General features: G+C 62.7%; 21 protein-coding genes. 10 read left to right on the top strand and 11 right to left on the bottom strand.

Annotated features, from left to right (window positions below):
- Window positions 1-10: 10 nt before the first annotated feature.
- From ACTJKM_RS30680 to ACTJKM_RS30695, 4 genes are all read right to left on the bottom strand, one after another.
- Window positions 11-1,639 carry an ABC transporter ATP-binding protein gene (locus ACTJKM_RS30680; protein ID WP_058328342.1) on the bottom strand — a complete coding sequence of 543 codons (1,629 nt, stop codon included), beginning with the start codon at window positions 1,637-1,639 and terminating at the stop codon, window positions 11-13.
- An 8-nt stretch (window positions 1,640-1,647) separates the two neighbouring features.
- Window positions 1,648-2,793: an ABC transporter permease gene (locus ACTJKM_RS30685; protein ID WP_058328329.1), complete on the bottom strand. Its 1,146-nt coding sequence runs from the start codon at window positions 2,791-2,793 to the stop codon at window positions 1,648-1,650.
- Window positions 2,793-3,878, bottom strand: coding sequence for a microcin C ABC transporter permease YejB (locus ACTJKM_RS30690; RefSeq protein WP_058328328.1), 1,086 nt, complete (start codon window positions 3,876-3,878; stop codon window positions 2,793-2,795). The genes ACTJKM_RS30685 and ACTJKM_RS30690 overlap by 1 nt, the downstream gene beginning before the upstream one ends.
- Before the next feature lie 177 nt (window positions 3,879-4,055).
- Complete coding sequence (locus tag ACTJKM_RS30695) at window positions 4,056-5,915, bottom strand: extracellular solute-binding protein (protein WP_113512243.1); 1,860 nt, start codon at window positions 5,913-5,915, stop codon at window positions 4,056-4,058.
- Window positions 5,916-6,147: 232 nt separating this feature from the next.
- On the opposite strand from ACTJKM_RS30695, the gene mepA reads away from it, so the two are divergent.
- From mepA to ACTJKM_RS30725, 6 genes are all read left to right on the top strand, one after another.
- The gene (gene mepA, locus ACTJKM_RS30700; protein ID WP_425985866.1) at window positions 6,148-7,203 is read left to right on the top strand and encodes a penicillin-insensitive murein endopeptidase; all 1,056 of its coding nucleotides are present in this window, start codon (window positions 6,148-6,150) and stop codon (window positions 7,201-7,203) included.
- 103 nt (window positions 7,204-7,306) lie between these two features.
- Window positions 7,307-7,690 carry a methylglyoxal synthase gene (locus tag ACTJKM_RS30705; protein ID WP_057247741.1) on the top strand — a complete coding sequence of 128 codons (384 nt, stop codon included), beginning with the start codon at window positions 7,307-7,309 and terminating at the stop codon, window positions 7,688-7,690.
- Between the two features lie 120 nt (window positions 7,691-7,810).
- Window positions 7,811-8,830, top strand: a complete 1,020-nt coding sequence (locus ACTJKM_RS30710) for a glucokinase (protein WP_057248222.1) — start codon at window positions 7,811-7,813, stop codon at window positions 8,828-8,830.
- 112 nt (window positions 8,831-8,942) lie between these two features.
- Complete coding sequence (locus tag ACTJKM_RS30715; protein ID WP_058328326.1) at window positions 8,943-10,760, top strand: ABC transporter ATP-binding protein; 1,818 nt, start codon at window positions 8,943-8,945, stop codon at window positions 10,758-10,760.
- Between the two features lie 125 nt (window positions 10,761-10,885).
- Window positions 10,886-11,704: a 4-hydroxy-tetrahydrodipicolinate reductase gene (dapB, locus tag ACTJKM_RS30720; protein ID WP_057247743.1), complete on the top strand. Its 819-nt coding sequence runs from the start codon at window positions 10,886-10,888 to the stop codon at window positions 11,702-11,704.
- A gap of 34 nt (window positions 11,705-11,738) precedes the next feature.
- Window positions 11,739-12,374: a 2,3-bisphosphoglycerate-dependent phosphoglycerate mutase gene (locus ACTJKM_RS30725; RefSeq protein WP_058328325.1), complete on the top strand. Its 636-nt coding sequence runs from the start codon at window positions 11,739-11,741 to the stop codon at window positions 12,372-12,374.
- A 117-nt stretch (window positions 12,375-12,491) separates the two neighbouring features.
- Here the strand turns inward: ACTJKM_RS30725 and ACTJKM_RS30730 are convergent, their stop codons facing one another.
- Together ACTJKM_RS30730 and ACTJKM_RS30735 are read right to left on the bottom strand one after the other, a co-directional pair.
- Window positions 12,492-13,379 (bottom strand): methylated-DNA--[protein]-cysteine S-methyltransferase, encoded by an 888-nt coding sequence (locus ACTJKM_RS30730; RefSeq protein WP_058324472.1) that lies wholly within the window; start codon window positions 13,377-13,379, stop codon window positions 12,492-12,494.
- A gap of 105 nt (window positions 13,380-13,484) precedes the next feature.
- Complete coding sequence (locus tag ACTJKM_RS30735) at window positions 13,485-13,982, bottom strand: DUF2244 domain-containing protein (RefSeq protein WP_057247746.1); 498 nt, start codon at window positions 13,980-13,982, stop codon at window positions 13,485-13,487.
- Window positions 13,983-14,004: 22 nt separating this feature from the next.
- On the opposite strand from ACTJKM_RS30735, the gene nth reads away from it, so the two are divergent.
- Entirely contained in the window at window positions 14,005-14,775 is a 771-nt protein-coding gene (gene nth, locus ACTJKM_RS30740) for an endonuclease III (RefSeq protein ID WP_058328341.1), read from the top strand.
- 30 nt (window positions 14,776-14,805) lie between these two features.
- On the opposite strand, the gene ACTJKM_RS30745 is transcribed toward nth, so the two are convergent.
- Complete coding sequence (locus tag ACTJKM_RS30745; protein ID WP_057247747.1) at window positions 14,806-15,399, bottom strand: TetR/AcrR family transcriptional regulator; 594 nt, start codon at window positions 15,397-15,399, stop codon at window positions 14,806-14,808.
- 68 nt (window positions 15,400-15,467) lie between these two features.
- Between ACTJKM_RS30745 and ACTJKM_RS30750 the strand changes: the two genes are divergently transcribed.
- Window positions 15,468-15,896 (top strand): VOC family protein, encoded by a 429-nt coding sequence (locus tag ACTJKM_RS30750; RefSeq protein ID WP_057247748.1) that lies wholly within the window; start codon window positions 15,468-15,470, stop codon window positions 15,894-15,896.
- An 87-nt stretch (window positions 15,897-15,983) separates the two neighbouring features.
- Window positions 15,984-16,976, top strand: coding sequence for an adenosine kinase (locus tag ACTJKM_RS30755; protein ID WP_057247749.1), 993 nt, complete (start codon window positions 15,984-15,986; stop codon window positions 16,974-16,976).
- Window positions 16,977-17,014: 38 nt separating this feature from the next.
- On the opposite strand, the gene ACTJKM_RS30760 is transcribed toward ACTJKM_RS30755, so the two are convergent.
- The gene (locus tag ACTJKM_RS30760; protein WP_057247750.1) at window positions 17,015-17,566 is read right to left on the bottom strand and encodes an SH3 domain-containing protein; all 552 of its coding nucleotides are present in this window, start codon (window positions 17,564-17,566) and stop codon (window positions 17,015-17,017) included.
- 182 nt (window positions 17,567-17,748) lie between these two features.
- Here ACTJKM_RS30760 and ACTJKM_RS30765 point away from each other — a divergent pair, with 182 nt between their 5' ends.
- Window positions 17,749-18,753 (top strand): 2-hydroxyacid dehydrogenase, encoded by a 1,005-nt coding sequence (locus ACTJKM_RS30765; protein WP_057247751.1) that lies wholly within the window; start codon window positions 17,749-17,751, stop codon window positions 18,751-18,753.
- A 65-nt stretch (window positions 18,754-18,818) separates the two neighbouring features.
- Here the strand turns inward: ACTJKM_RS30765 and ACTJKM_RS30770 are convergent, their stop codons facing one another.
- The 3 genes from ACTJKM_RS30770 to recF form a co-directional block, all read right to left on the bottom strand.
- Complete coding sequence (locus ACTJKM_RS30770) at window positions 18,819-19,289, bottom strand: GNAT family N-acetyltransferase (RefSeq protein WP_440639112.1); 471 nt, start codon at window positions 19,287-19,289, stop codon at window positions 18,819-18,821.
- A gap of 7 nt (window positions 19,290-19,296) precedes the next feature.
- Window positions 19,297-20,058: a molybdopterin-synthase adenylyltransferase MoeB gene (locus ACTJKM_RS30775; protein ID WP_058328324.1), complete on the bottom strand. Its 762-nt coding sequence runs from the start codon at window positions 20,056-20,058 to the stop codon at window positions 19,297-19,299.
- A gap of 93 nt (window positions 20,059-20,151) precedes the next feature.
- Entirely contained in the window at window positions 20,152-21,276 is a 1,125-nt protein-coding gene (gene recF, locus ACTJKM_RS30780; protein WP_058328323.1) for a DNA replication/repair protein RecF, read from the bottom strand.
- Between the last annotated feature and the right edge of the window lie 276 nt (window positions 21,277-21,552).

Here is a 21,552-nt window from a genome sequence, read left to right on the forward strand (position 1 = left end):
TGCGGGCACTCTACTGGCGGATCGCGGTGAGATTGACGGCTTCGAGGTTGAAGGCCGCTGCCATCAGCGCCTTCGTGTAATCTTCGCTCGGCGCATTGAAGATGCGCTCGGCCGGCCCCTGTTCCACCACCTTGCCCAGGCGCATCACGATCATCTCGTTGGCAAGCGCCCGCACGACCTTCAGGTCATGGCTGATGAACAGATAGGCGAGATCGTGTTTGCTCTGCAGGTCGCGCAAGAGATCGACCACCTGCGCCTGCACGCTCATGTCGAGCGCCGAGGTTGGTTCGTCGAGCATGACGAATTGCGGCTTCAGCACCATGGCACGCGCAATGGCGATGCGCTGGCGCTGGCCGCCGGAAAATTCGTGCGGGTAGCGCCAGCGGGTCGAAGGATCGAGGCCGACTTCTTCGAGAGCGGCGGCGACGCGGGCATCGCGCTCGTTTTCCGAAAGCGAACGTTCATGGATCTTCAGGCCTTCGGCGATGATATCGGCCACCGACATGCGCGGGCTGAGCGAGCCATAGGGGTCCTGAAAGACGATCTGCATCCGGTTTCGAAGTGGCCGCATTTCGTTGAAGCTGTAGCGGTCGATGTCCTTGCCGATAAAGGCGATGCGGCCCTTCGACGAGATCAGCCGCGTCAGCGCCAGGCCGAGCGTCGTCTTGCCGGAACCGGATTCGCCGACGACCCCGAGCGTCTGGCCGGCGCGCAGCTTCAGGTCGATGCCGTCGACGGCCTTCACATGGTCGACCACCTTGCGCAGAAAGCCGGCCTTGATCGGGAACCAGACCTTCATGTCCGAGGCTTCCATCACGATCGGCTTCGACGCGTCTGACGGCGGCGGGTTGCCCTTCGGCTCGGAGGCGAGCAGATGGCGGGTGTAGGCGTGCTGCGGGTTGGAGAAGATCTCGGCGGTCGGCCCGGTCTCGACGATCTTGCCCTTGGTCATCACGCAGACCCGGTCGGCGATCTTGCGCACGATGCCGAGGTCGTGGGTGATGAACAGCATCGACATGCCGTGCTCGTCCTTGAGCGTCTTCAGAAGCTCGAGGATCTGCGCCTGCACCGTGACGTCGAGCGCCGTCGTCGGCTCGTCGGCAATCAGCAACTCGGGGCGGTTGGCAAGCGCCATGGCGATCATGACGCGCTGGCGCTGGCCACCGGAGAGCTCGTGCGGATAGGCGCTGAGGCGCTTCTCCGGCTCGCGGATGCCGACCTGGTTGAGAAGCTCGAGAATGCGGGTGCGCGCAGCGGCTCCTTCGAGCCCCTGGTGCAGTTCGAGGATCTCGCCGATCTGCCGCTCGATCGAATGCAGCGGGTTGAGCGAGGTCATCGGCTCCTGGAAGATCATGGTGATGTCGTTGCCGCGCACGTTGCGCAGCTCCGCATCGCCGGCCTTCAACAGGTCCTTGCCGTTGAAGACGATCTCGCCGCTCGGGTGGCTCGCGGACGGATAGGGCAGCAGCTTCAGGATCGAATTGGCCGAAACCGACTTGCCCGAACCGGATTCGCCGACAAGCGCCACGGTTTCCCCGCGCTTGATCTCGAAGGAGATGTGGTCGACGGCGATCGAGGTGTTGCCGCCCTGGTGAAAGGCGACCGAGAGGTCGCGGACGGAGAGGATGGGATCTGTCATCGTCGCGCTCACCGGAATGTCTTTCTCGGGTCGAAGGCATCGCGCGTTGCTTCACCGACGAAGATCAGCAGCGATAGCATCAGCGACATGACGCAGAAGGCCGTCAGCCCGAGCCAGGGCGCCTGCAGGTTGGATTTGCCCTGCGCGATCATCTCGCCGAGCGAAGGCGAGCCCGGCGGCATGCCGAAACCGAGGAAGTCGAGCGATGTCAGCGTCGTGATCGAGCCGGAGAGGATGAAGGGCAGGAAGGTCAGCGTTGCGACCATCGCGTTCGGCAGCAGGTGGCGATACATGATCGTGCCGTTGCCGACGCCGAGCGCGCGCGCCGCATTCACATACTCGAAATTGCGCGCCCTTAGGAACTCGGCGCGCACGACGCCGACGAAGCCGACCCAGGAAAACAAGAGCATGATGCCGAGCAGGATGAAGAAGCCGGGCGGCAGAATCGCGGCAATGATCAACAGGATGTAAAGCACCGGCATTGACGACCAGATCTCGATGAAGCGCTGCATCAGGAGATCGGTCCAGCCGCCGAAATAGCCCTGGACAGCACCGGCGGTCACGCCGATCACCGCCGAGGCAATGGTCAGCGTCAGGCCGAACAGCACCGAGAGACGGAAGCCGTAGATCATGCGCGCAAACACGTCGCGGGCCTGATCGTCGGTGCCAAGCCAGTTGAGATTGCCGACGATGCAGTTGCGGTCATTCCGCCCCTCCGGATAGGCGGAGCAGCGCTCCTCCTTGTCCATCAGCCAGAAGGGTTTGGTGGGCGCCGAATGTGGGATGTTGGAATTGACGGTCTGATAGGAATAGCGGACCGGCGGCCAGATCATCCAGCCATTGGCCTCGATTTCGTCGCGGATGAAGTCGGAGCGGTAGTCGGTCTCGGCAAGGAAGCCGCCGAACTTTTCCTCCGGGTAATCGATGACAACAGGGAAGAGAAGCTCGCCCTTGTAGGAGGCGACAATGGGCCTGTCGTTGGCGATGAATTCGCCAACAAGGCTGAGGCCGAAAAGCGCAAGGAAGATCCAGAGCGACCAGTAGCCGCGTCGGTTCGCCCTAAAATTCTGCCAGCGCCGCTGGTTGACCGGAGACAGCCAGCCGCGCGGGGGCACCGCCACGCGGCTTGTCGGGGAGGTCGTCACGTCCACCATCAGACGTCCCTCCGCTCGAAGTCGATGCGCGGATCGACCCAGGTGTAGATGAGGTCTGACAGCAGGCTGACGAGCAGACCCATCAGCGAGAAGATGAAGAGCGTTGCAAAGACGATCGGGTAGTCACGCTTGACGACCGAATCATAACCGAGGCGACCGAGGCCATCGAGCGAGAAGATGTACTCGATCAGCAGCGACCCGGTGAAGAAGGCCGAGATGAAGGCGCCCGGGAAGCCGGCGATGATGATCAGCATGGCGTTACGGAACACGTGGCCGTAGAGCACCTGGCGATCGTTGAGACCCTTCGCCCGCGCCGTCGTCACATATTGCTTCTTGATCTCGTCGATGAAGGAATTCTTGGTGAGCAGCGTGGTGGTCGCAAATGCCGAAAGCAGCAGCGTGATCAGCGGCAGCGTCATGTGCCAGATGTAGTCGAGTGGCTTCTGCCACCAGGGCAGTTGCCAGAAATTGTCGGAGACAATGCCGCGGAGCGGGAACCAGTCGAAGAACGACCCGCCGGCGAAGATGACGATCAAGAGGATGCCGAACAGGAAGCTCGGCACGGCATAGCCGATGACGATGATGCCGGAGGTCCAGACGTCGAAGGCCGAGCCGTCGGAAACCGCCTTCTTGATGCCCAGCGGGATGGAGATTGCGTAGGAAAACAGCAGAATCCAGAGGCCGAGCGAGATCGAGACCGGCATCTTCTCCTTGATGAGATCGATGACCGATGTGTTGCGGAAGAAGCTCTCGCCGAAATCGAAGCGGATGTAATTCCACATCATCGTCGCGAAGCGCTCAAGCGGCGGCTTGTCGAAGCCGAATTGCTTTTCGAGCTTGGCGATGAATTCCGGATCTAGCCCTTGCGCGCCGCGATAGCGGCCGCCTTCATCCCCCCCCGACGGCATCAGGTCGCCGCTGCTGCCGCTCAAGCGGTCCGAGCCGCCGCCAGCATTGGTGAGATCCGAAATCACCTGCTCGACCGGGCCGCCCGGTGCGAACTGTACGATGGCGAAGGAGATCGCCATGATCCCGAAGATCGTCGGGATCATCAGAAGCAGGCGGCGCAGGATATAGGCACCCATCAGGCGAGCCTTTCGATCGACGTGTGGGCGGTGGCCCGGACCGGCGAAGCGTCGGCATGCCGTCTATGGTGTTTCAATCCCTGTGTCTCCTTGCGGCTGTCAGGCCCGGATCGGGGCTTGTTTCAGTGATTCGTTTTTCTGCATTTGGAATCGAGACGCCATCCGAGTGCAAGGACTTCATTTGGGGGTGGCGTTTTTCGACCACCAGGCATCCGGGAAGCCTGTGCCGTAATAGGGAAGTTCCTTCGTGTGGGCGAGGTGGTTCCAATAGGCGACGCGCACCGACTTCGAATAGAAGAGCGGCACGACGTAGTGGTGGGCGAGAAGGACGCGGTCGAGCGCCCGCGTGGTCGCGACCAGTTCATCGCGGTTCGGCGCGAAGATCACTCTGCGAATGAGCTCGTCGATCGCCGGATCGGCGATCCCGGCATAGTTTCTCGATCCCTGTTGGTTGACCGAGGATGAGCCCCAATAGTCGAGTTGCTCGTTGCCGGGCACCAGTGTCTGCGCCCAGATGCCGTAGATCATGTCATAGTCGAAGCTTCTGACGCGATTGGTGTACTGGGAGTCATCGACGGTGCGGATGCGGGCATCGATACCGATCTTCTTCACACTGTTGATGAACGGGGTGACCGTGCGCTCGAAAGACGGGTTGGACAGAAGCAGTTCGAAGCTGAAGGGTTCGCCAGTCTTCACGTTGACGAGGCGGTTGCCCTTCAGCTCGTAGCCGGCCTCCTTGAACAGCGCGAGCGCCTTGCGCAGGTTGTCGCGCACCTTTTGCGGGTCGCCATTGATGGGGTTGGTGTAGGGCGTGGTGAAGACCTCGGCCGGAACCTTGTCCTTCAGCTCCTCCAGGATGGCCTTTTCCCGGCCTTCAGGCAAATCGGATGAGGCAAGCTCGGTGCCCCAGAAGTAACTGTCGACACGCTGGAAGGCATTGTAGGCGAGATTGCGGTTGAGATCCTCGAAGTCGAAGGCGTAGTTTAGCGCCTCGCGCACGCGCTGGTCCCGGAATTTTTCTCGGCGCATGTTCGGCACAAAGGCCTGCATGATCCCGGCCGCGCGCAAGGGGTTCTCGATTTCCTCGCGGATCACGCGGCCATCCTTCATGGCCGGAAAATCATAGGCCGTCGCCCAATGGCTGGCGCTGTTGTCCTGGTAGAAATCGACATTGCCGGCGCGGAACGCCTCGAATTGTACGTTCCGGTCGCTGAAGAAGGCGTAGGTGATCGTACCGAAATTATACTGACCGACATTCACGTTGAGGTTTTTGCCCCAATAGTCGTCCCTGCGTTCGAAGCGGATGGAGCCGCCGGCCTGGAACGAAGCGATCTTGTAGGGGCCGGAGCCCATGACCGGTTCAAGCGTCGTGCGGCTGATGTCGCGTTTGTTGCCTTTCTCGTCCTGCCCTTCCCACCAATGCTTCGGCAGGATCGGGAACTGGCCGAGAATGTTTGGCAGTTCGTGGTTGTTCTTCTCGTCGAAGCGGAAAGTAAGGTCGCGCTCGCCCGTCTTTTCCGCCGAAACGACGTGGCGGTAGTAGTTGGACAGGAGCGGATTGTGCTCCTTCACCTTTTCAAACGAGAAGACGACATCCTCTGGCGTCACTGGCTTGCCGTCCGCCCACTTCGCCTCGGCGCGAAGACGAAAAGTGGCGGAGGAAATATCATCGGGATAGGAGACGCCCTCGGCTAGCAGACCGTAGGCCGTGGTGATCTCATCCTCAGCGGATTTGAGCAGGGTGTCGAAGACGAGGGAGGTAACACCGCTCGCCGCCTCGCCCTTGGAAAGGATCGGATTGAACGTGTCGAAGGTGCCGCTTTCGGAGAGGTGCAATTCGCCGCCTTTGGGCGCATCCGCATTGACATAGTCGAAGCGGGCAAAGTCAGGCTTGTATTTCAGTTCACCGATTGAAGACGTGCCATGACGCCAGACGGGCTGATCTTCGGCGTTCGATGCAGGAGGGAAGAGAAGAAACGCTGCTGTCAGAAGCGAGGCAGCGAGGCCAGGTTTCACGGTCCTGCAGAAGTTTGGCATCCAGCCGGTACCCCTTATATTTCAATCTTCTTTTTCGAGAGCATAGGCGAAATCCGGGCAATTGACAGGCACCGCCGCAAATCAGGCAAAATTTTTGAGTCACATCCCGGTGATTCACAAGCGCGTGACGCGTAAGGCTGAGGCAAACACGGGGCCTTAGGATCGGGGTTCGTCGGACAGGGAATGCCGCGTGTTGGCGCTTCTGTCCGCGAGACAAATGGGACGAAATTCAATGATTGCTCCACTTCGACGTTGCGGCTCGGCGTTTCTTGCGTTGCTGCTGGGAACAAGCCTTCTGATTGCCGACAACGCGGCGGCCGAGGATGTGCCGGCAAAGGCGCTGTTCGGTGCCAAGGCCCTGCCGGCCGAAATGGCCGCGAACCCCTATGGTTTCTACGCGAAGGGCTGCCTTGCCGGCGGTGTCGCGATCCCGACCGACGGGCCCACCTGGCAGGCGATGCGGCTGTCGCGCAACCGACGTTGGGGTCACCCGCAGATGATCGCGCTGATCGAGCAGTTTTCGCACGATGCCGCCGAAAAGGTCGGCTGGCCGGGCCTTTTGCTCGGTGACATCTCGCAGCCGCGCGGCGGCCCGATGCTGTCGGGCCACGCGTCCCATCAGATCGGTCTCGACGCCGATATCTGGCTGACGCCGATGCCGCAGCGCACGCTCAGCTACCGCGAGCGCGAAGATATCTCCGCGACCTCGATGCTGCAGAAGAACAAGTTCCTGACGGTTGATCGCTCCATTTGGACGCCAAAACACGCGCAGCTGATCATGCTGGCCGCCAGCTACCCGCAGGTGGAGCGCGTCTTCGTCAATCCGGCGATCAAGAAGAAGCTCTGCGACACCTGGACCGGGGACCGATCGGCGCTTGGCAAGGTCCGGCCGATCTACGGTCATGACTATCATTTCCACATCCGCATCAAATGCCCCGCGGGTGCAGCGAGCTGCAAGGACCAGGCGGCGGTGCCGGCCGGCGATGGCTGCGACAAGTCGCTGGCCTGGTGGTTTACCGACGAGCCCTGGGCAAAGCCGAAGAAGAAGCCGGGCGAAAAGCCGGTGAAGCCAAGGCTCACGACCATGGCCGACCTGCCGAAAGCTTGCGCGCTGGTGCTGAACGGTCCCGCGCCCGCCTCGGAAGAGGCCGCCACGTTTGGCACGGCCTATCGGGCGGCGGCACCTGCCCCGGCGACTGAAGGTATCGAGCAGGTGATCGGCGCTGCCGCCGGAGACGTTCCGCCGACCGATATTCCAGTGCCGCTGGCCCGTCCGGCCTTGCAATGATCATGAACGCGTGAGCGGGGTGGGCGGGCTTCAACCTTCCCATTGCCGCGGCGTTCATGTATAGGGCGATCAAATCGATTTAAAGATTGATGCGAGGCCCGACATGGCGGATCGGAAATGCATTGCCCTGATCGCTCACGATCAGAAGAAGGACGATCTTGCGGCTTTCGCCAAGGTGCATGAAGCGGTTTTGTCCCAATGGCGCATCGTTGCGACAGGCACGACAGGCGGCCGTGTCCTCGATGTCTGTCCGGGGCTCGATATCACGCGCCTGAAAAGCGGTCCGCTCGGCGGCGACCAGCAGATCGGCGCGATGATCGCCACCGGCGAGGTGCAGCTTCTGATCTTCTTCGTCGATCCTCTGACGGCAATGCCGCATGACGTGGACGTCAAGGCGCTGATGCGTCTCGCGATCGTCTACGACATTCCGATGGCCCTCAACCAGGCGACAGCCGAACGGTTGATCGACTTCAACCCAAAATCATAAACGTGATCGCTTCTCATGAGTTAGGCGGCTGCGGGCGGAAAACCGGACACACTTTCCCTTATCCCGCTCTAGCTGATAGACAGCGATATACCTGCCACGACGATCAGGATGGATCTTGCGATGCCCGGCACCAGTGAAAACGCCTTCCCCTTTCCGATCCTGATCGGTGATATCGGTGGCACCAATGCCCGCTTTGCCCTGCTCCTCGATGCCTTTGCCGAGCCGAAGCAGCTGCCGCCGATCAAGACCGGCGATTTCGAAACGATCGAGGAGGCGATGCAGAAGAGCATCCTCGACAAGACCTCGGTGCAGCCGCGTTCGGCGATTCTGGCGGTGGCCGGTCCGATCCGGGGCGATGAAATTCCGCTCACCAATGCCGGCTGGGTGATCAGGCCGAAGGACATGCTCTCGAGCCTTGGCCTCGAGGACGTGCTGATCATCAACGATTTCGAGGCACAGGCGCTCGCCGTGGCTGCGCCGGCGGACGAGGATCTCGTGCAGATCGGCGGCGGCAGCGTTCGTCCCCTGACGTCGCGTGTCGTGCTTGGCCCGGGCACGGGTCTCGGCGTCGGCGGACTGGTCTTTGCCCAGCACACCTGGATCCCGGTACCGGGCGAGGGCGGCCATGTCGACATCGGCCCGCGTAGCGAACGCGACTTTCAGATCTGGCCCTTCCTCGAACCGATCGAGGGACGCATGGCCGGCGAGCAGATTCTCTGCGGGCGCGGCATCATGAATCTCTATCGCGCCGTCTGTGCCGCCGATGGCGTGGACCCGGTGCTCATCGATCCGGCGGAAGTGACGACGCACGCGCTGGCCGAGAGCGACAGGGCGGCGATCGAGACGATCTCGCTGTTCTGCACCTATCTCGGCCGTGTTGCCGGCGACATGGCGCTAATCTTCATGGCCCGCGGCGGCGTGTTTCTGGCGGGTGGCATCTCGCAGAAGATCCTGCCGGCGCTCATGAAATCACCGTTCCGTGACGCCTTCGAAGACAAGGCGCCGCACTCGGCGCTGATGAAGACGATCCCGACCTTTGCCGTCATTCATCCGATGGCGGCGCTCTCCGGTCTGGCCGCTTTTGCCCGCACGCCGAGGGATTTCGGTGTTGCAACGGAGGGACGCCGCTGGAGAAGCTGAGCAGTCGGCGCGCGCAAAGACTCGCCAAAGCGATACCAAACTACTATAGAGCCCCGGGAAAGGTCGGGCCGGAAACCGGCTCGCCACATTGGGTCCAGGGAAGACGGGCTTTTTGAGCGCCAGCAATAGAAAACAGCACGCGGTCGATTCCGATACGATCAGCGGAATTCTGAAACGGGTCATTGCGGAAAACGGTCGCGACCACATTCGCGGCTATGCTTTTGCCATTGCCTGTCTGGCCGTCGTCGCTGCCACAACCGGTTTCACGGCCTCGATCATGGAGACCGTGATCAACGAGGCTTTCGCCAACAAGCGGGCAGATATCGTCCTGCTCGTCTGCGGCGCGATCCTCGCAGCCTTCATTCTGCGTGGCTTCGCCACCTACGGCCAGGCCGTTGCCCTGTCGAAGATCGGCAACAACATCGTCGCGCGTTACCAGCGCCGGCTCTACGCCCATCTGATGGCGCTGAGCGTCGGCTATTTCAACGAGACGCGATCGGCACAGCTTGCAGCCCAGATCAGCCAGAATGTCAGCGGCATCCGCGACGTGCTCAACCTGACGGTCACGTCGATCGCCCGCGATCTCCTGACCCTGATTGGTCTGGTCGGCGTCATGTTCGCCAAGGACTGGTTGCTGTCGATCATCGTCTTCGTCGCGGCGCCGCCGTTGCTGCTCGGCCTGCGCTACGTTTCCAGGCGCCTGCGTTCGGCGACGCGCGAATCGATCGAGGTCAATAGCCGCGTTCTCGGCGCGATGCAGGAAACGATCCAGGGCATCACCATCGTCAAGGCCTTCACCATGGAAGGCGAACTGCGCGGCAAGGTCGATGCGATCATCGATCGGGCCGAGAACCGGGCGAACCGCATTGCGCGGTTGAGCGAGCGCACGGCACCGATGACCGAAACCTTCGCCGGCCTCGCGATTTCTGCTGTGCTTGCCTATTCCGCCTTCCGCGCGATCTATGCGGACGTGCCGCCCGGCGCCTTCTTCGCCTTCGTGGTGGCTCTCCTGATGGCTTACGATCCCGCCCGCCGACTGGCGCGGCTGCAAGTCTCGATGGAGCGTGCTGCCGTCAATGCCCGCATGGTCTACGAAATCCTCGACACCGTGCCGCATCAGCGCGACAAGGCGGACGCCAAGGAACTGGCCTTCACGAGTGCCGCAGTCGAGCTGCGCGACGTCCGCTTCCAGTACGCTAACGGCGACGAGGTTCTGAAAGGCGTCAGCTTCGTTGCAGAAGGCGGCAAGACGACGGCGCTCGTCGGCCCCTCCGGTGCCGGCAAGTCGACGGTCATCAGCCTCATCCCGCGGTTCTACGATCCGGCTTCCGGCCAGATTCTGATCGATGGGCAGGATATTGCCGACGTCACCAAGCAGTCGCTGCGCAAGAGCATCGCCTATGTGTCGCAGCAACCCTACCTCTTCGAAGGATCGATCCGCGACAACATCCGCTACGGGCGCATCGATGCGACCGACGCGGAGATCGAGGAAGCCGCGCGGCTTGCCTATGCGCATGATTTCATTCTGGCGCAGCCGCAGGGATACGATACCCCGGTCGGCGAAAACGGCATGACGCTTTCCGGCGGCCAGCGCCAGCGGCTGTCCATCGCCCGTGCACTCGTGCGCAATGCGCCGATCCTGCTGCTCGACGAGGCCACCTCGGCGCTCGATACCGAATCGGAAGCCGCCGTGCAGAAGGCGCTCGATTACGCCATGAACGGCCGTACGGTGATCGTCATCGCGCATCGCCTTTCGACCGTCGTCAATGCCGACAAGATCATCGTCATGAAGGATGGTTCCGTCGTCGAGGAGGGCACGCATGCCGAGCTTGCACGGCGACCGGACGGTCTCTACGCTCGGCTTCACAATCTTCAGGGCCAGTCGCCTGAGGCCAAGGCGCCCGAAGCGCCGGCCGGCGCCGAAATCTAGAACATTTCCAGCAAAAGCGCGTAGCGGTTTTGCGTCCGGAAATGCGTAAGAACAATGAGATAGAGCGTTTCCCGACGCCGTTTTGACTGGGAACGCGCTAACAGCGGACGAGAAGGAAATCACCGATGGGCGAACCCGATATGAAGCTCGTGGTGGTGGGTGCTGCAGGCCGTATGGGCCAGACGCTGATACGCACGGTCCACGCGATGGACGGCGTGCGCCTGCATGCCGCCATCGAACGCCCGGGTTCTCCCTTCATCGGCCGTGACGCCGGCGAAGTGGCCGGTCTCGGGCCGATCGGCGTGCCGGTCACCGACCAGCCGCTCGAAGCGTTCGTCGAGGCGGAAGGCGTGCTTGATTTCACAGCACCCGCGGGCACCGTCGAGTTTGCCGGCCTTGCGGCCCAGGCCCGCATCGTCCATGTCATCGGGACCACCGGCTGCTCGGCCGACGACGAGGCGAAAATCCGTGCTGCTGCGCGTCACGCCCGGATCGTCAAGTCGGGCAATATGAGCCTCGGTGTGAACCTGCTCGGCGTGTTGACGGAAAAGGCGGCGCGTGCGCTCGGCCCCGCCAATTGGGATATCGAAATCCTCGAAATGCACCACAAGCACAAGGTCGATGCGCCCTCGGGCACCGCATTGCTTCTCGGCGAAGCGGCGGCGACGGGACGCGGCATCAGCCTTGCCGACAATTCGGTGCGCGTGCGTGACGGTCATACGGGCCCGCGTCCGGCCGGTACGATCGGCTTTGCGACGCTGCGCGGCGGCTCGGTCGTCGGCGAACACTCGGTCATTCTCGCCGGCGAAGGCGAGCAGGTGACGCTCTCGCACAGTGCCACGGATCGCTCGATCTTCGCGCGCGGCGCCGTCACGGCGGCGCTTTGGGCACGCAGCCAGAAACCCGGCTTCTATTCCATGCTCGACGTTCTCGGGCTCAACTGACCTTTCCACTCTCAAGTCTCAAGGGGAATTCGACATGAGCGGTACTCTCGTCCTCGTCCGGCATGGCCAGAGCGACTGGAACCTGAAGAACCTGTTTACCGGCTGGCGTGATCCGGACCTGACGGAACTCGGCGTCGCGGAAGCCAGGGCCGGCGGCAAGGCGCTTGCCGAATATGGCATCAAGTTCGACATCGCCTTCACCTCGGACCTCGTCCGTGCCCAGCGCACCTGCCAGTTCGTGCTCGACGCCGTCGGCCAGTCCTCGCTCGAAACGATCCGCGACCAGGCGCTCAACGAGCGCGACTACGGCGACCTCTCCGGCCTTAACAAGGACGACGCACGCGAGAAGTGGGGCGAAGAGCAGGTGCACATCTGGCGCCGCTCCTACGACGTGCCGCCTCCGGGCGGCGAAAGCCTGCGTGACACCGGTGCCCGCGTCTGGCCCTATTACCTGACCGAGATCCTGCCGCGCGTGCTGTCGGGCCAGAAGGTTCTGGTCGCCGCCCACGGCAACTCGCTGCGCTCGCTGGTCATGGTGCTCGATCATTTGACCAAGGAAGAGATCCTGAAGCTCAACCTCGCGACCGGCGTGCCAATGGTCTACAAGCTCAAGGCCGACTCGACGGTCGCTTCCAAGGAAGTGCTGGGCGACATGTCCGGCGCCCACTGAGCGCTGACAAAGATGGAAATGAAGAAGGGGCGCCGAGCGCCCCTTTTTTGTTTTTCCAAGCAGTTCCAGGAAAGGTGCGAAGCGGCTTTCCGTCCGGATCTGCGTGACTTGAAAGCATCAGATCGTGCCGTCCGCCGCCTTGCCGGCTTCCCAGCCGAGGATCGCGCGCTTGCGCGTCAGGCCCCAGTGGTAGCCGGTGAGATCGCCGCTCTTGCCGAGTGCGCGATGGCAGGGAACCACGAAGGAGATCGGATTACGCCCGACCGCGGCACCGACGGCGCGCGAGGCCGTCGGCTGGCCGATCGTCCCGGCGATGTTCGAATAGGTGGTGGCGCAGCCGAGCGGGATCTTCAACAATGCCTGCCAGACCCGGATCTGAAAATCGGAGCCGATCAGGAAGATATGCAGCGGCTCTTCCTGGCGCCAGCGCGAGGGATCGAAGATGCGTGCCGCATAGTAGGCGGTGGCCGCACTGTCTTCGATATAGCTGGCGTTCGGCCAGCGTTGCGCCATGTCCTCGAAGCTCGCCTGTTCGCCGCCGCCATCGTTAAAGGCGAGGCCTGCCAGGCCGCGGTCTGTGATCATCACCAGCGCCGTGCCGAAGGGCGAGGGATGGTAACCGTAGCGGATCGTCAGGCCGGTGCCGCGCGCCTTCCATTCGCCGGGCGACATCGCCTCGTGGGTGACGAACAGGTCGTGCAGGCGGCTCGGCCCTGACAGGCCGACCTCGATGCTGGTTTCGAGCAGCGGCATGTCTTCCTGGCGCAACAGGCGCTTGGCATGGTCGAGCGTCACCGCCTGGAGGAAGGCCTTCGGCGAAAGCCCGGCCCAGCGGGTGAAGACCTTCTGGAGTTGCGTCGGCGACTGCTTCAGGCGGTGCGCCACCGTTTCGAGCGACGGCTGGTCGCGATAATCCTCGGTGAGCATTTCGATCACGCGGCTGACCGTATCGTAATCGGTGCCTTTCGGCGTGATGTCTGTGGGTACGGATGTCGCAATGTTCATGGCTCTTCTCCTGTCATGTCACAGGTAATCCCTTGCTGGTCCAGGAAACCACCCGAAACTTGAACGAATGCGCGGATTTGCGTCCCATTGGTCGTTCGGCGAGCGTCAGCGGCGGCGAACGGTCGCAAGCGCACCCGAGAGGGCGAGCGCGAAGGTCTCGCGATCGTCGCGATTGAGAAACGAACCGATGTCGGTCCGGCGGCCACCACCGCTGATCGTCATCGAGATGATGCCGATTTCCTGATGGCGGGCGACATTGAAGCGGGCCCAGAACGGATTGAAGCGGTGTTCGGTGATCTGGCCCGACGGCGTGAACTTGCGCACGGAAACATCGGTTCTGGAAACGCTGACCTCTTCGCGGCTGAGCGCCGAGCGGTAATTCAGCCAGAAGGCGCCGAACAGCAGCAGGTAGTCGAGCCCGAAGAAGAACACGATCGGCCAGGCGCCGATGACGAGGAAGACAAAAGCGTGCACCAGGCTGAGCAGTCCGGCGATCAGGAAGACGATCCTGAAGCCTTTTCGCCCGAGCGAACGATAGGGCGTAAGCTCGGCGGTGAAGACCGGCGCATCCTCGGGCGGGGTGGTGACGTTGCCATTGATCATGACCTTTGACTATAGATGCATCATGAAAAACGTGAAGCCGAAATTCCCCGTCAGCGCCGCAAAACCCAAGACGAGCCGCCGCGCAACGCCGCGGGTGAAGAGCCTCTACAGCCAGGACGAGCTCAAGGAGATTTTCCGCCGCTTCTCGATCCAGCGCCCCGAGCCGAAGGGCGAGTTGGAGCACGTCAACCCGTTCACGCTCGTCGTTGCCGTGGCGCTCTCGGCGCAAGCGACCGATGCCGGCGTCAACAAGGCGACGCGCGCGCTCTTCGCCATCGCCGATACGCCGGAGAAGATGCTGGCGCTTGGGGAAGAGAAGGTCCGGGACTACATCAAGACCATCGGTCTCTACCGCAACAAGGCGAAGAACGTCATCGCGCTCAGCGAAAAGCTGATCCGCGATTTCGGTGGCGAAGTGCCGCGCACGCGGGAGGAACTGGTGACCCTTCCGGGGGTCGGTCGCAAGACCGCGAATGTGGTGTTGTCGATGGCCTTCGGCCAGTCGACGATCGCCGTCGACACCCACATCCTCCGCATCGCCAACCGCCTCTGTCTGGCACCGGGCAAGACCCCAGACGAGGTGGAAGACAAGCTGATCAAGATCATCCCGGATGAATACCTCTACCACGCGCATCACTGGCTGATCCTGCACGGGCGCTACTGTTGCAAGGCGCGCAAGCCCGAATGCGAGCGCTGCGTCATCGCCGATCTCTGCAAGTCGCCGGAAAAGACCTGCGATATCCCGGCGCCGCTCGTCGAACTACCGCCGCAGATCATCTCCGCCGCAGGCTGAGGCACCCTGGTATTGTCTTGACGGTTGGCGTCAGGCCGACACCAGCCGGTCGATCAGCGTGCCGATCGTCTCCGCGTAAAGCTCGGCCGAAGCACCATCGGCGATGTCGAGCGCCGCGCGATCGAAGGCGGCCGAAAGCAGCGAGGCCATGGCCGACAGCCTTTCCGGGCCCGGCACTGCCGGCGCCATCGCCTCGGCAATGCCCTCCTCCAGGGTTCTCTGGGCATTGGCCGCGTCGATCGCGGCCATTTCCTGCTTGCCGAGCACCGCCGGCCCGTCGAGCAGCAGCAGACGGATTCGGCCCGGCTCGCGCATCGCGTCGAAATAGGCGCGGGCACCGACTTTCAGTGCGTCGCGGGGCGTGAGGTCGTTGGCCGTTGCCTGCTCGATCGATATCGCCACTGCGCCCGCCTCCCGCTCCGCCACGGCACGGAACAATGCCTTCTTGTCTTCGAAGTGGTGATAGAGCGCGCCGCGGGTCAATCCGGCGGCGGCAACAATATCGGGCGTGGAGGTATCGGCATAACCCCGGGTGACGAAAAGGCCACGCGCGGCATCGAGGATCGCGGTGCGCGTCGTGTCGGATCGCTCGCGATTGGAGCGACGGGAGACTTCCTGTTGCATACATGCAGCCTGTATGTTAATTAAAGATACATACAGATTGTATGATATTGCCGGAGCGAGGGAAAGCCATGAAATCGACGAGCTACTATCCTGTCATCATGACATCAGATGTTGCCGCCACCGCCGCCTTTTACATCGAGCACTTCCGCTTCCAGGCGCTCTTCACCAGCGATTGGTATGTGCATCTGCAGTCGGTCGAGGACGAGCATGTGACGCTGGCGGTGCTCGACTACCGCCACGAGACGATCCCGGAGGAAGCACGTACGCCCACCCGCGGTCTTCTGCTGAATTTTGAGGTCGAGGATCCGGATCGCATTTACGCGCAAGCGGTTGCCGCTGGGCTTCCGATCCTGAAGACGTTGCGAGACGAGGTCTTCGGTCAGCGTCATTTCATCACCGCCGATCCGAACGGCGTGCTGATCGATGTCATCAAGCCGATCCCGCCGAGCGCCGAATTCGCCGCAGCTTACGACGAAAGCGCGCTTCCGACGGCCTGATGCGATGGCCCCACGTCTTTTGTCTTCCAAATGGCCGGAAAACCGGTATTAACGAACACCGGCCATCACGGAGACCGGACGAGGTTCATGACAAAATACGACGTGCTGACGATCGGCAATGCCATCGTTGATATCATCGCGCGCTGCGACGATGCCTTTCTCAATGAAAACGGCATCATAAAGGGCGCCATGAACCTCATCGATGCCGAACGAGCCGAGTTGTTGTACTCGCGCATGGGCCCGGCCGTCGAAGCGTCCGGCGGCAGCGCCGGCAATACGGCAGCCGGTGTCGCCAGCCTTGGCGGTCGCGCTGCCTACTTCGGCAAGACCGCGAGCGACCAGCTCGGCGAGATCTTCGCGCACGACATCCGCGCCCAGGGCGTTTACTTCCAGACGAAGCCGCTCGAAAACGTGCCGCCGACCGCGCGCTCGATGATCTTCGTCACCGAGGATGGCGAGCGCTCGATGAACACCTATCTCGGCGCCTGCGTCGAGCTTGGCCCCGAGGATGTGGAGGCCGACGTCGTCGCTGAGGCCAAGGTCACCTATTTCGAAGGCTATCTCTGGGATCCGCCGCGGGCCAAGGACGCCATCCGCGAGACCGCGCGGATCGCTCACGAAAACGGCCGCGAAACCGCGATCACGCTGTCTGACAGCTTCTGCGTTCACCGCTATCGCGAGGAGTTCCTCGAACTCATGCGATCAGGCACGGTCGATATCGTCTTCGCCAACAGGCAGGAAGCGTTGGCCCTCTACGAGACCGAAGACTTCGATCTGGCGCTGGAAAAACTCTCGAAGGATTGCAAGCTCGCTGCCGTGACCCTCAGCGAAGAAGGCTCGGTGGTCGTGCGTGGAGAGGAGCGGGTTCGGGTCCGCGCAACGCCGATCGCCCAGGTCGTCGATACGACCGGTGCCGGCGACCTCTATGCCGCGGGCTTCCTGCACGGCTACACGACCGGACGCTCGCTCGAAGACTGCAGCAGGCTCGGCAATCTCGCCGCCGGCATTGTCATCGGTCAGATCGGCCCGCGGCCGATGGTCTCGCTGGAAACGGCCGCCAAGCAGGCGGGTCTCGCCTGATTCGTCCTGATTGAATTTTGTGAAAAGCAGGCGTGGCCTTACTTGAAGGCCTCGCCGGGATAGGCGCCCCAGATCTCGCTCTGGGCGATCCAGCCTTCGACGCCCTGCGTCTCGGCATGGCACCAGTCGCCATTGCATTCGCCGACATGCACGATGACCCCCGGCTCCATGCGGGCGACGATCGGGGATGTACCCTGCGGATCGCGGCGCATGTTGACGAAGACGCCTTCGCCCTTGCCGCGCATCCAGGGCGCTGCGACGGCTGTACGGTCGCCGGAAAGCAGCGCCTGGTTGACCCAGCCTTCGGTGCCGTCGGCGTCGCGGATACGGCGCCAGTTATCGTATTCCTGGATGATCTCCACGGGAACGCCGGGCTTCATGTAGCGGAAGGCGACCGCGTAATCGACGCTCGGGCCGATCCGGAGATTGACGCTCTTCGACTTGAGGCTCACGAAGCGCGGCAGCGGCAGTCCGCTGGCGCCCTTGGCAGCTTGAGCGTAAGCCGCCGACGCCATGATCCCGGCGCCAAGGCAGGCGGCGATCAACGAGAACGAGAATCTGGAAATGACATGACGCATGACGAAGCTCATTTTCCGTGGCACTAGCTTTTGCGGGCGCAGTTCACCTGGGGCCCAACACACGGGCTGAAATCGCGGGGACGAACGCGCGAGTTTTGTTTGTCTTCCCGGTGGGGTCTGGTAGAAATTGCGGCTACAGGGAGAAAGTATCGCCCAACTTGGTTAAGGACCCGTCAACAAGGCCCGTCGCAGCAATGACAAGCAAGAAGAAGCCCACGGTCTACATCACCCGTAAACTGCCTGATATCGTCGAGACGCGCATGCGCGAACTTTTCGATGCGGAGTTGAACATCGACGACACGCCGCGCAGCCAGCCCGAGCTCGTCGCGGCGGTGAAGCGCGCCGACGTGCTGGTGCCGACAGTGACCGATCGCATCGATGCGGCGCTGATCGAGCAGGCCGGCCCACAGCTGAAGCTGATCGCCAGCTTCTCGAATGGGGTCGACAATATCGACGTCGACGCCGCAGCGCGCAAAGGCATCACCGTCACCAACACGCCGAACGTGTTGACGGAGGACACCGCCGACATGGCGATGGCGCTGATTCTCGCAGTGCCGCGCCGGCTTGCCGAAGGTGCGCAGATCCTGACCGATCGCAAGGGCGAATGGGCCGGGTGGTCGCCGACCTGGATGCTCGGCCGGCGCATTGCCGGAAAGCGCATCGGCATCGTCGGCATGGGCCGGATCGGCACCGCGGTCGCACGCCGCGCCAAGGCCTTCGGCCTTTCGATCCACTATCACAACCGTCACCGGGTGAACGCGGAAACCGAAGAGATGCTGGAGGCGACCTACTGGGACAGCCTCGACCAGATGCTGGCCCGCGTCGATATTGTTTCGGTCAACTGCCCGTCGACGCCGGCGACCTATCACCTGCTCTCGGCCCGCCGCCTGGCGCTGATGCGGCCTGACAGCTATATCGTCAACACAGCCCGCGGCGGCATCATCGACGAGACGGCGCTGATCAAGTCGCTGCGCGAAGGCAAGATCGCCGGTGCCGGCCTCGACGTTTTCGAGAACGAGCCGGCGGTCAATCCGAAGCTGATCAAGCTTGCCGGCGAAGGCAAGGTCGTGCTCCTGCCACACATGAGTTCGGCGACGCTCGAGGGCCGCATCGATATGGGCGACAAGGTGGTCATCAACATCCGCACCTTCTTCGACGGCCATCGCCCGCCGGACCGCGTGCTTCCGGGCCGCGACTGATCGCGGAGCGCCGCACGGTCCTGCCGTGCGGCTGTCCGTCCGGCCTGCTCAAGGTTAGAAGCTAGCTAGAGTGTCTTGCGCATCTCGATCGCCGTCGGCCGGGTAAAGCCGGGGTGGCACATCGTACCGGTTTCGACGAAGCCCCAGGCGGCGAACGCCCGGTGGTTTTCGGTGAGTTCGATGCGGGTGAGTAGCCGCAACGCCGAAAGGCCGAGCGCTCGCGCTGTCGCCTCCGCTTCCGCGAGCAGCAACCGGCCGATACCCTTTCCCTGTGTCTGCGGGGCAACCGCGAGCTTGCCAATATAGAGACAATCGGCTTCAGGCTTGCAGAAGATGCAGCCGACAAGCCGCTCGCCGTCGCTAACGCCAAAGGCGATCTCGTTGGCACTCTTCTGCCGGAGCGATTCGACGGTGAGTACGTGCGCCGAGGAGGGCGGGTCGACCCGTCCGTCCATGTAGGAGAAGGCGCCAAGGATCAGCTTTAGCAGCTCCTCGTGCCGGTCGAAGCTTTCACTGATGCGAAAGATCTGCACCATGATCGGCCTACGCTCGGCGACGGTAGCGGATCGTGTTGAACTGCGCCGTCAGCGCGTCATACATCAACAGCCGACCGACCAGCGGTTCACCGAAACCGGCGATCACCTTGATCGCCTCCATCGCCTGCAATGTACCGATGACGCCGGTCAGGGCGCCGACGATGCCGGCCTCGGCGCAGGAGGGCACGACGCCGGCCGGCGGTGGTTCCGGGAACAGATCGCGATAGGAGGGGTTCGGCCGTCCATCGCTGCCTGCCTTGTACGGCATCAGCACCGTCAGCGATCCGTCGAAGCGGCCGACGGCGCCGGTCACCAGCGGTATGCCGACCGCGGCTGCCGTATCGGCTGCGAGATAGCGTGTGTCGAAATTGTCCGAGCCGTCGATCACCAGGTGATATTGCCGGAACAGCGCCTCGGCATTGTCGGGGTTGAGCCGCAGCCTGTGTTCGTCGACGCTGACATGCGGGTTGAGTGAACCGATCGCTTCGGCTGCCCTTTCGACCTTGGCGCGATCGATGTCCTCGGTGCGGTGAATGATCTGCCGCTGGAGGTTCGAGAGCGCAACGATGTCGTCGTCGACGACGCCGATCCGGCCGATGCCAGCGGCCGCGAGATAGACGAGCACCGGGGCGCCGAGCCCGCCGGCGCCGATCACCAGCACACGTGCCGCTTTGAGTTTTTGCTGCCCCGCGCCGCCGATTTCCGGCAGCACGATATGGCGGGCGTAGCGGGCGATCTCCGATTGGTCGAGCTTGTTCTCACCGGTCATGCAACATCCTCCTCATCCGGGCGGCCGATCGATTCTCAAGCGAGAGCGGATGCGGGCGGAAAACCGCACACACTTTTCCTCATCCGCTCTTGCTTATCCCGTAACGCTCCCGTGCGAAACGGTCAGGAAGCGACCGCGTTCGCCAAGCGCCTCGAACATCGCCTGGTCGGTACCGGTCATGAAGGCCTGGCCGCCAAGACCATCGACGAGGTCGAACAGCGACGCACGCCGGTTGACGTCGAGATGCGCGGCGATCTCGTCAAGCAACAGGATCGGCGCGTGGCCAGTCATGTCGCCGACGAGGCGCGCATGCGCCAGCACCAGTCCGACGAGCAGCGCCTTCTGCTCGCCGGTCGAGCAGCGTGCGGCTTCCATGTCCTTGTCCCGATGACGCACCAGCAGGTCGCTTCGGTGCGGTCCATCGAGCGTCCGGCCCGCCGCTGCGTCGCGCGGCCGCCCGTCGCGCAACATTGTCAGATATTGCTCTTCGAGATCATAGGCCGGGCGATGGCCCTCGTCGTCGAGAAAGCCGGACAGCGCCAGGCGGGCGGACGGAAAAACGCTGTCATCGACATTCCGCTCGACGAGCGCGGTCAAGAGGCCGAGCATCTCCTGCCTTGCCAGCGCCATGGAAACCCCGAGACCGGCCATCTCTCGCTCAATTGCGGTCAGCCAGGACGGATCCGGGCGAAACTCGCTGAGCAGCCGGTTTCGGCTGCGCATCGCCCGATCGAATTCGCTGGCGCGTCGGCCATGCTCAGGATCGAGCGAAAGCACCAGCCGATCGAGGAAGCGCCGCCGGTCGGCCGAAGGCCCGGTGAAGAGCCCGTCCATCGATGGCGTCAGCCAGAGAACGCGCAGGTGATCCGTCAGTTCGTCGACGGTTGATGCCGGAGTTCCGTTGAGCCGCAGCCGCCGGGATTGGCCCTCGGTTACCCCGGCGGTGCCGGTGCCGATTTCGACCGGCCCCTCCATGCCCTCGACCTCCGCAAAGACGGAAAACCCGTCGCTCGCGCCGACGCGGGTGACGTCGGCGTAAGCCGCGCGCCTCAAGCCTCGTCCTGGCGAGAGGAAGGAAACCGCTTCCATCAAATTGGTCTTGCCGGCGCCGTTCTCTCCCGTCAGCACCACATGGCGCTGGTCGAGCTCCAGCGAGAGAGCCGCATAGTTGCGGAACTCCGTGAGCTTCAAGCGGTTGAGAAAGACCTTGTGGGGCATGGGCAAACCGGATTCGACGTTGGGCGCCAGCTACAGCGCCGCGCGTCATATCAGACGCGCAAAGGTCGCTGTAGCACTTTGAATTGCTGCATGTCTTCGTCCTTAAATCGAGGTCGATTTAAGGAGACATGCAGTAGGACGAAAGCGTTGGCCAAGGCAAGACGAAATGGCCAGCGCGTCGATATCGCCTGGGATAGGTCGATATCGGCAGGGGATAGGCGACAAACCCCTTGAATCAGGTGCTTTTCTTGAGCGCCTCGGTCAAATATGACAGTT

The sequence above is a fragment of the Ensifer sp. 22460 genome (assembly GCF_052044935.1).
GTDB lineage: Bacteria > Pseudomonadota > Alphaproteobacteria > Rhizobiales > Rhizobiaceae > Ensifer.

Bases quoted from the DNA above. Each gene is read 5' to 3' on its own strand.
- ACTJKM_RS30730 (WP_058324472.1), bottom strand. From the start codon at position 13,379: ATGAACATTGCGACATCCGTACCCACAGACATCACGCCGAAAGGCACC.
- ACTJKM_RS30760 (WP_057247750.1), bottom strand. From the start codon at position 17,566: ATGAGCTTCGTCATGCGTCATGTCATTTCCAGATTCTCGTTCTCGTTG.
- ACTJKM_RS30770 (WP_440639112.1), bottom strand. From the start codon at position 19,289: ATGGTGCAGATCTTTCGCATCAGTGAAAGCTTCGACCGGCACGAGGAG.
- ACTJKM_RS30705 (WP_057247741.1), top strand. From the start codon at position 7,307: ATGGCGGATCGGAAATGCATTGCCCTGATCGCTCACGATCAGAAGAAG.
- ACTJKM_RS30735 (WP_057247746.1), bottom strand. From the start codon at position 13,982: ATGATCAATGGCAACGTCACCACCCCGCCCGAGGATGCGCCGGTCTTC.
- ACTJKM_RS30775 (WP_058328324.1), bottom strand. From the start codon at position 20,058: ATGACCGGTGAGAACAAGCTCGACCAATCGGAGATCGCCCGCTACGCC.
- recF (WP_058328323.1), bottom strand. From the start codon at position 21,276: ATGCCCCACAAGGTCTTTCTCAACCGCTTGAAGCTCACGGAGTTCCGC.
- ACTJKM_RS30745 (WP_057247747.1), bottom strand. From the start codon at position 15,399: ATGCAACAGGAAGTCTCCCGTCGCTCCAATCGCGAGCGATCCGACACG.
- mepA (WP_425985866.1), top strand. From the start codon at position 6,148: ATGATTGCTCCACTTCGACGTTGCGGCTCGGCGTTTCTTGCGTTGCTG.
- ACTJKM_RS30725 (WP_058328325.1), top strand. From the start codon at position 11,739: ATGAGCGGTACTCTCGTCCTCGTCCGGCATGGCCAGAGCGACTGGAAC.
- ACTJKM_RS30695 (WP_113512243.1), bottom strand. From the start codon at position 5,915: ATGCCAAACTTCTGCAGGACCGTGAAACCTGGCCTCGCTGCCTCGCTT.
- ACTJKM_RS30680 (WP_058328342.1), bottom strand. From the start codon at position 1,639: ATGACAGATCCCATCCTCTCCGTCCGCGACCTCTCGGTCGCCTTTCAC.
- ACTJKM_RS30710 (WP_057248222.1), top strand. From the start codon at position 7,811: ATGCCCGGCACCAGTGAAAACGCCTTCCCCTTTCCGATCCTGATCGGT.
- ACTJKM_RS30765 (WP_057247751.1), top strand. From the start codon at position 17,749: ATGACAAGCAAGAAGAAGCCCACGGTCTACATCACCCGTAAACTGCCT.
- ACTJKM_RS30685 (WP_058328329.1), bottom strand. From the start codon at position 2,793: ATGGTGGACGTGACGACCTCCCCGACAAGCCGCGTGGCGGTGCCCCCG.
- dapB (WP_057247743.1), top strand. From the start codon at position 10,886: ATGGGCGAACCCGATATGAAGCTCGTGGTGGTGGGTGCTGCAGGCCGT.
- ACTJKM_RS30750 (WP_057247748.1), top strand. From the start codon at position 15,468: ATGAAATCGACGAGCTACTATCCTGTCATCATGACATCAGATGTTGCC.
- nth (WP_058328341.1), top strand. From the start codon at position 14,005: ATGAAAAACGTGAAGCCGAAATTCCCCGTCAGCGCCGCAAAACCCAAG.
- ACTJKM_RS30690 (WP_058328328.1), bottom strand. From the start codon at position 3,878: ATGGGTGCCTATATCCTGCGCCGCCTGCTTCTGATGATCCCGACGATC.
- ACTJKM_RS30755 (WP_057247749.1), top strand. From the start codon at position 15,984: ATGACAAAATACGACGTGCTGACGATCGGCAATGCCATCGTTGATATC.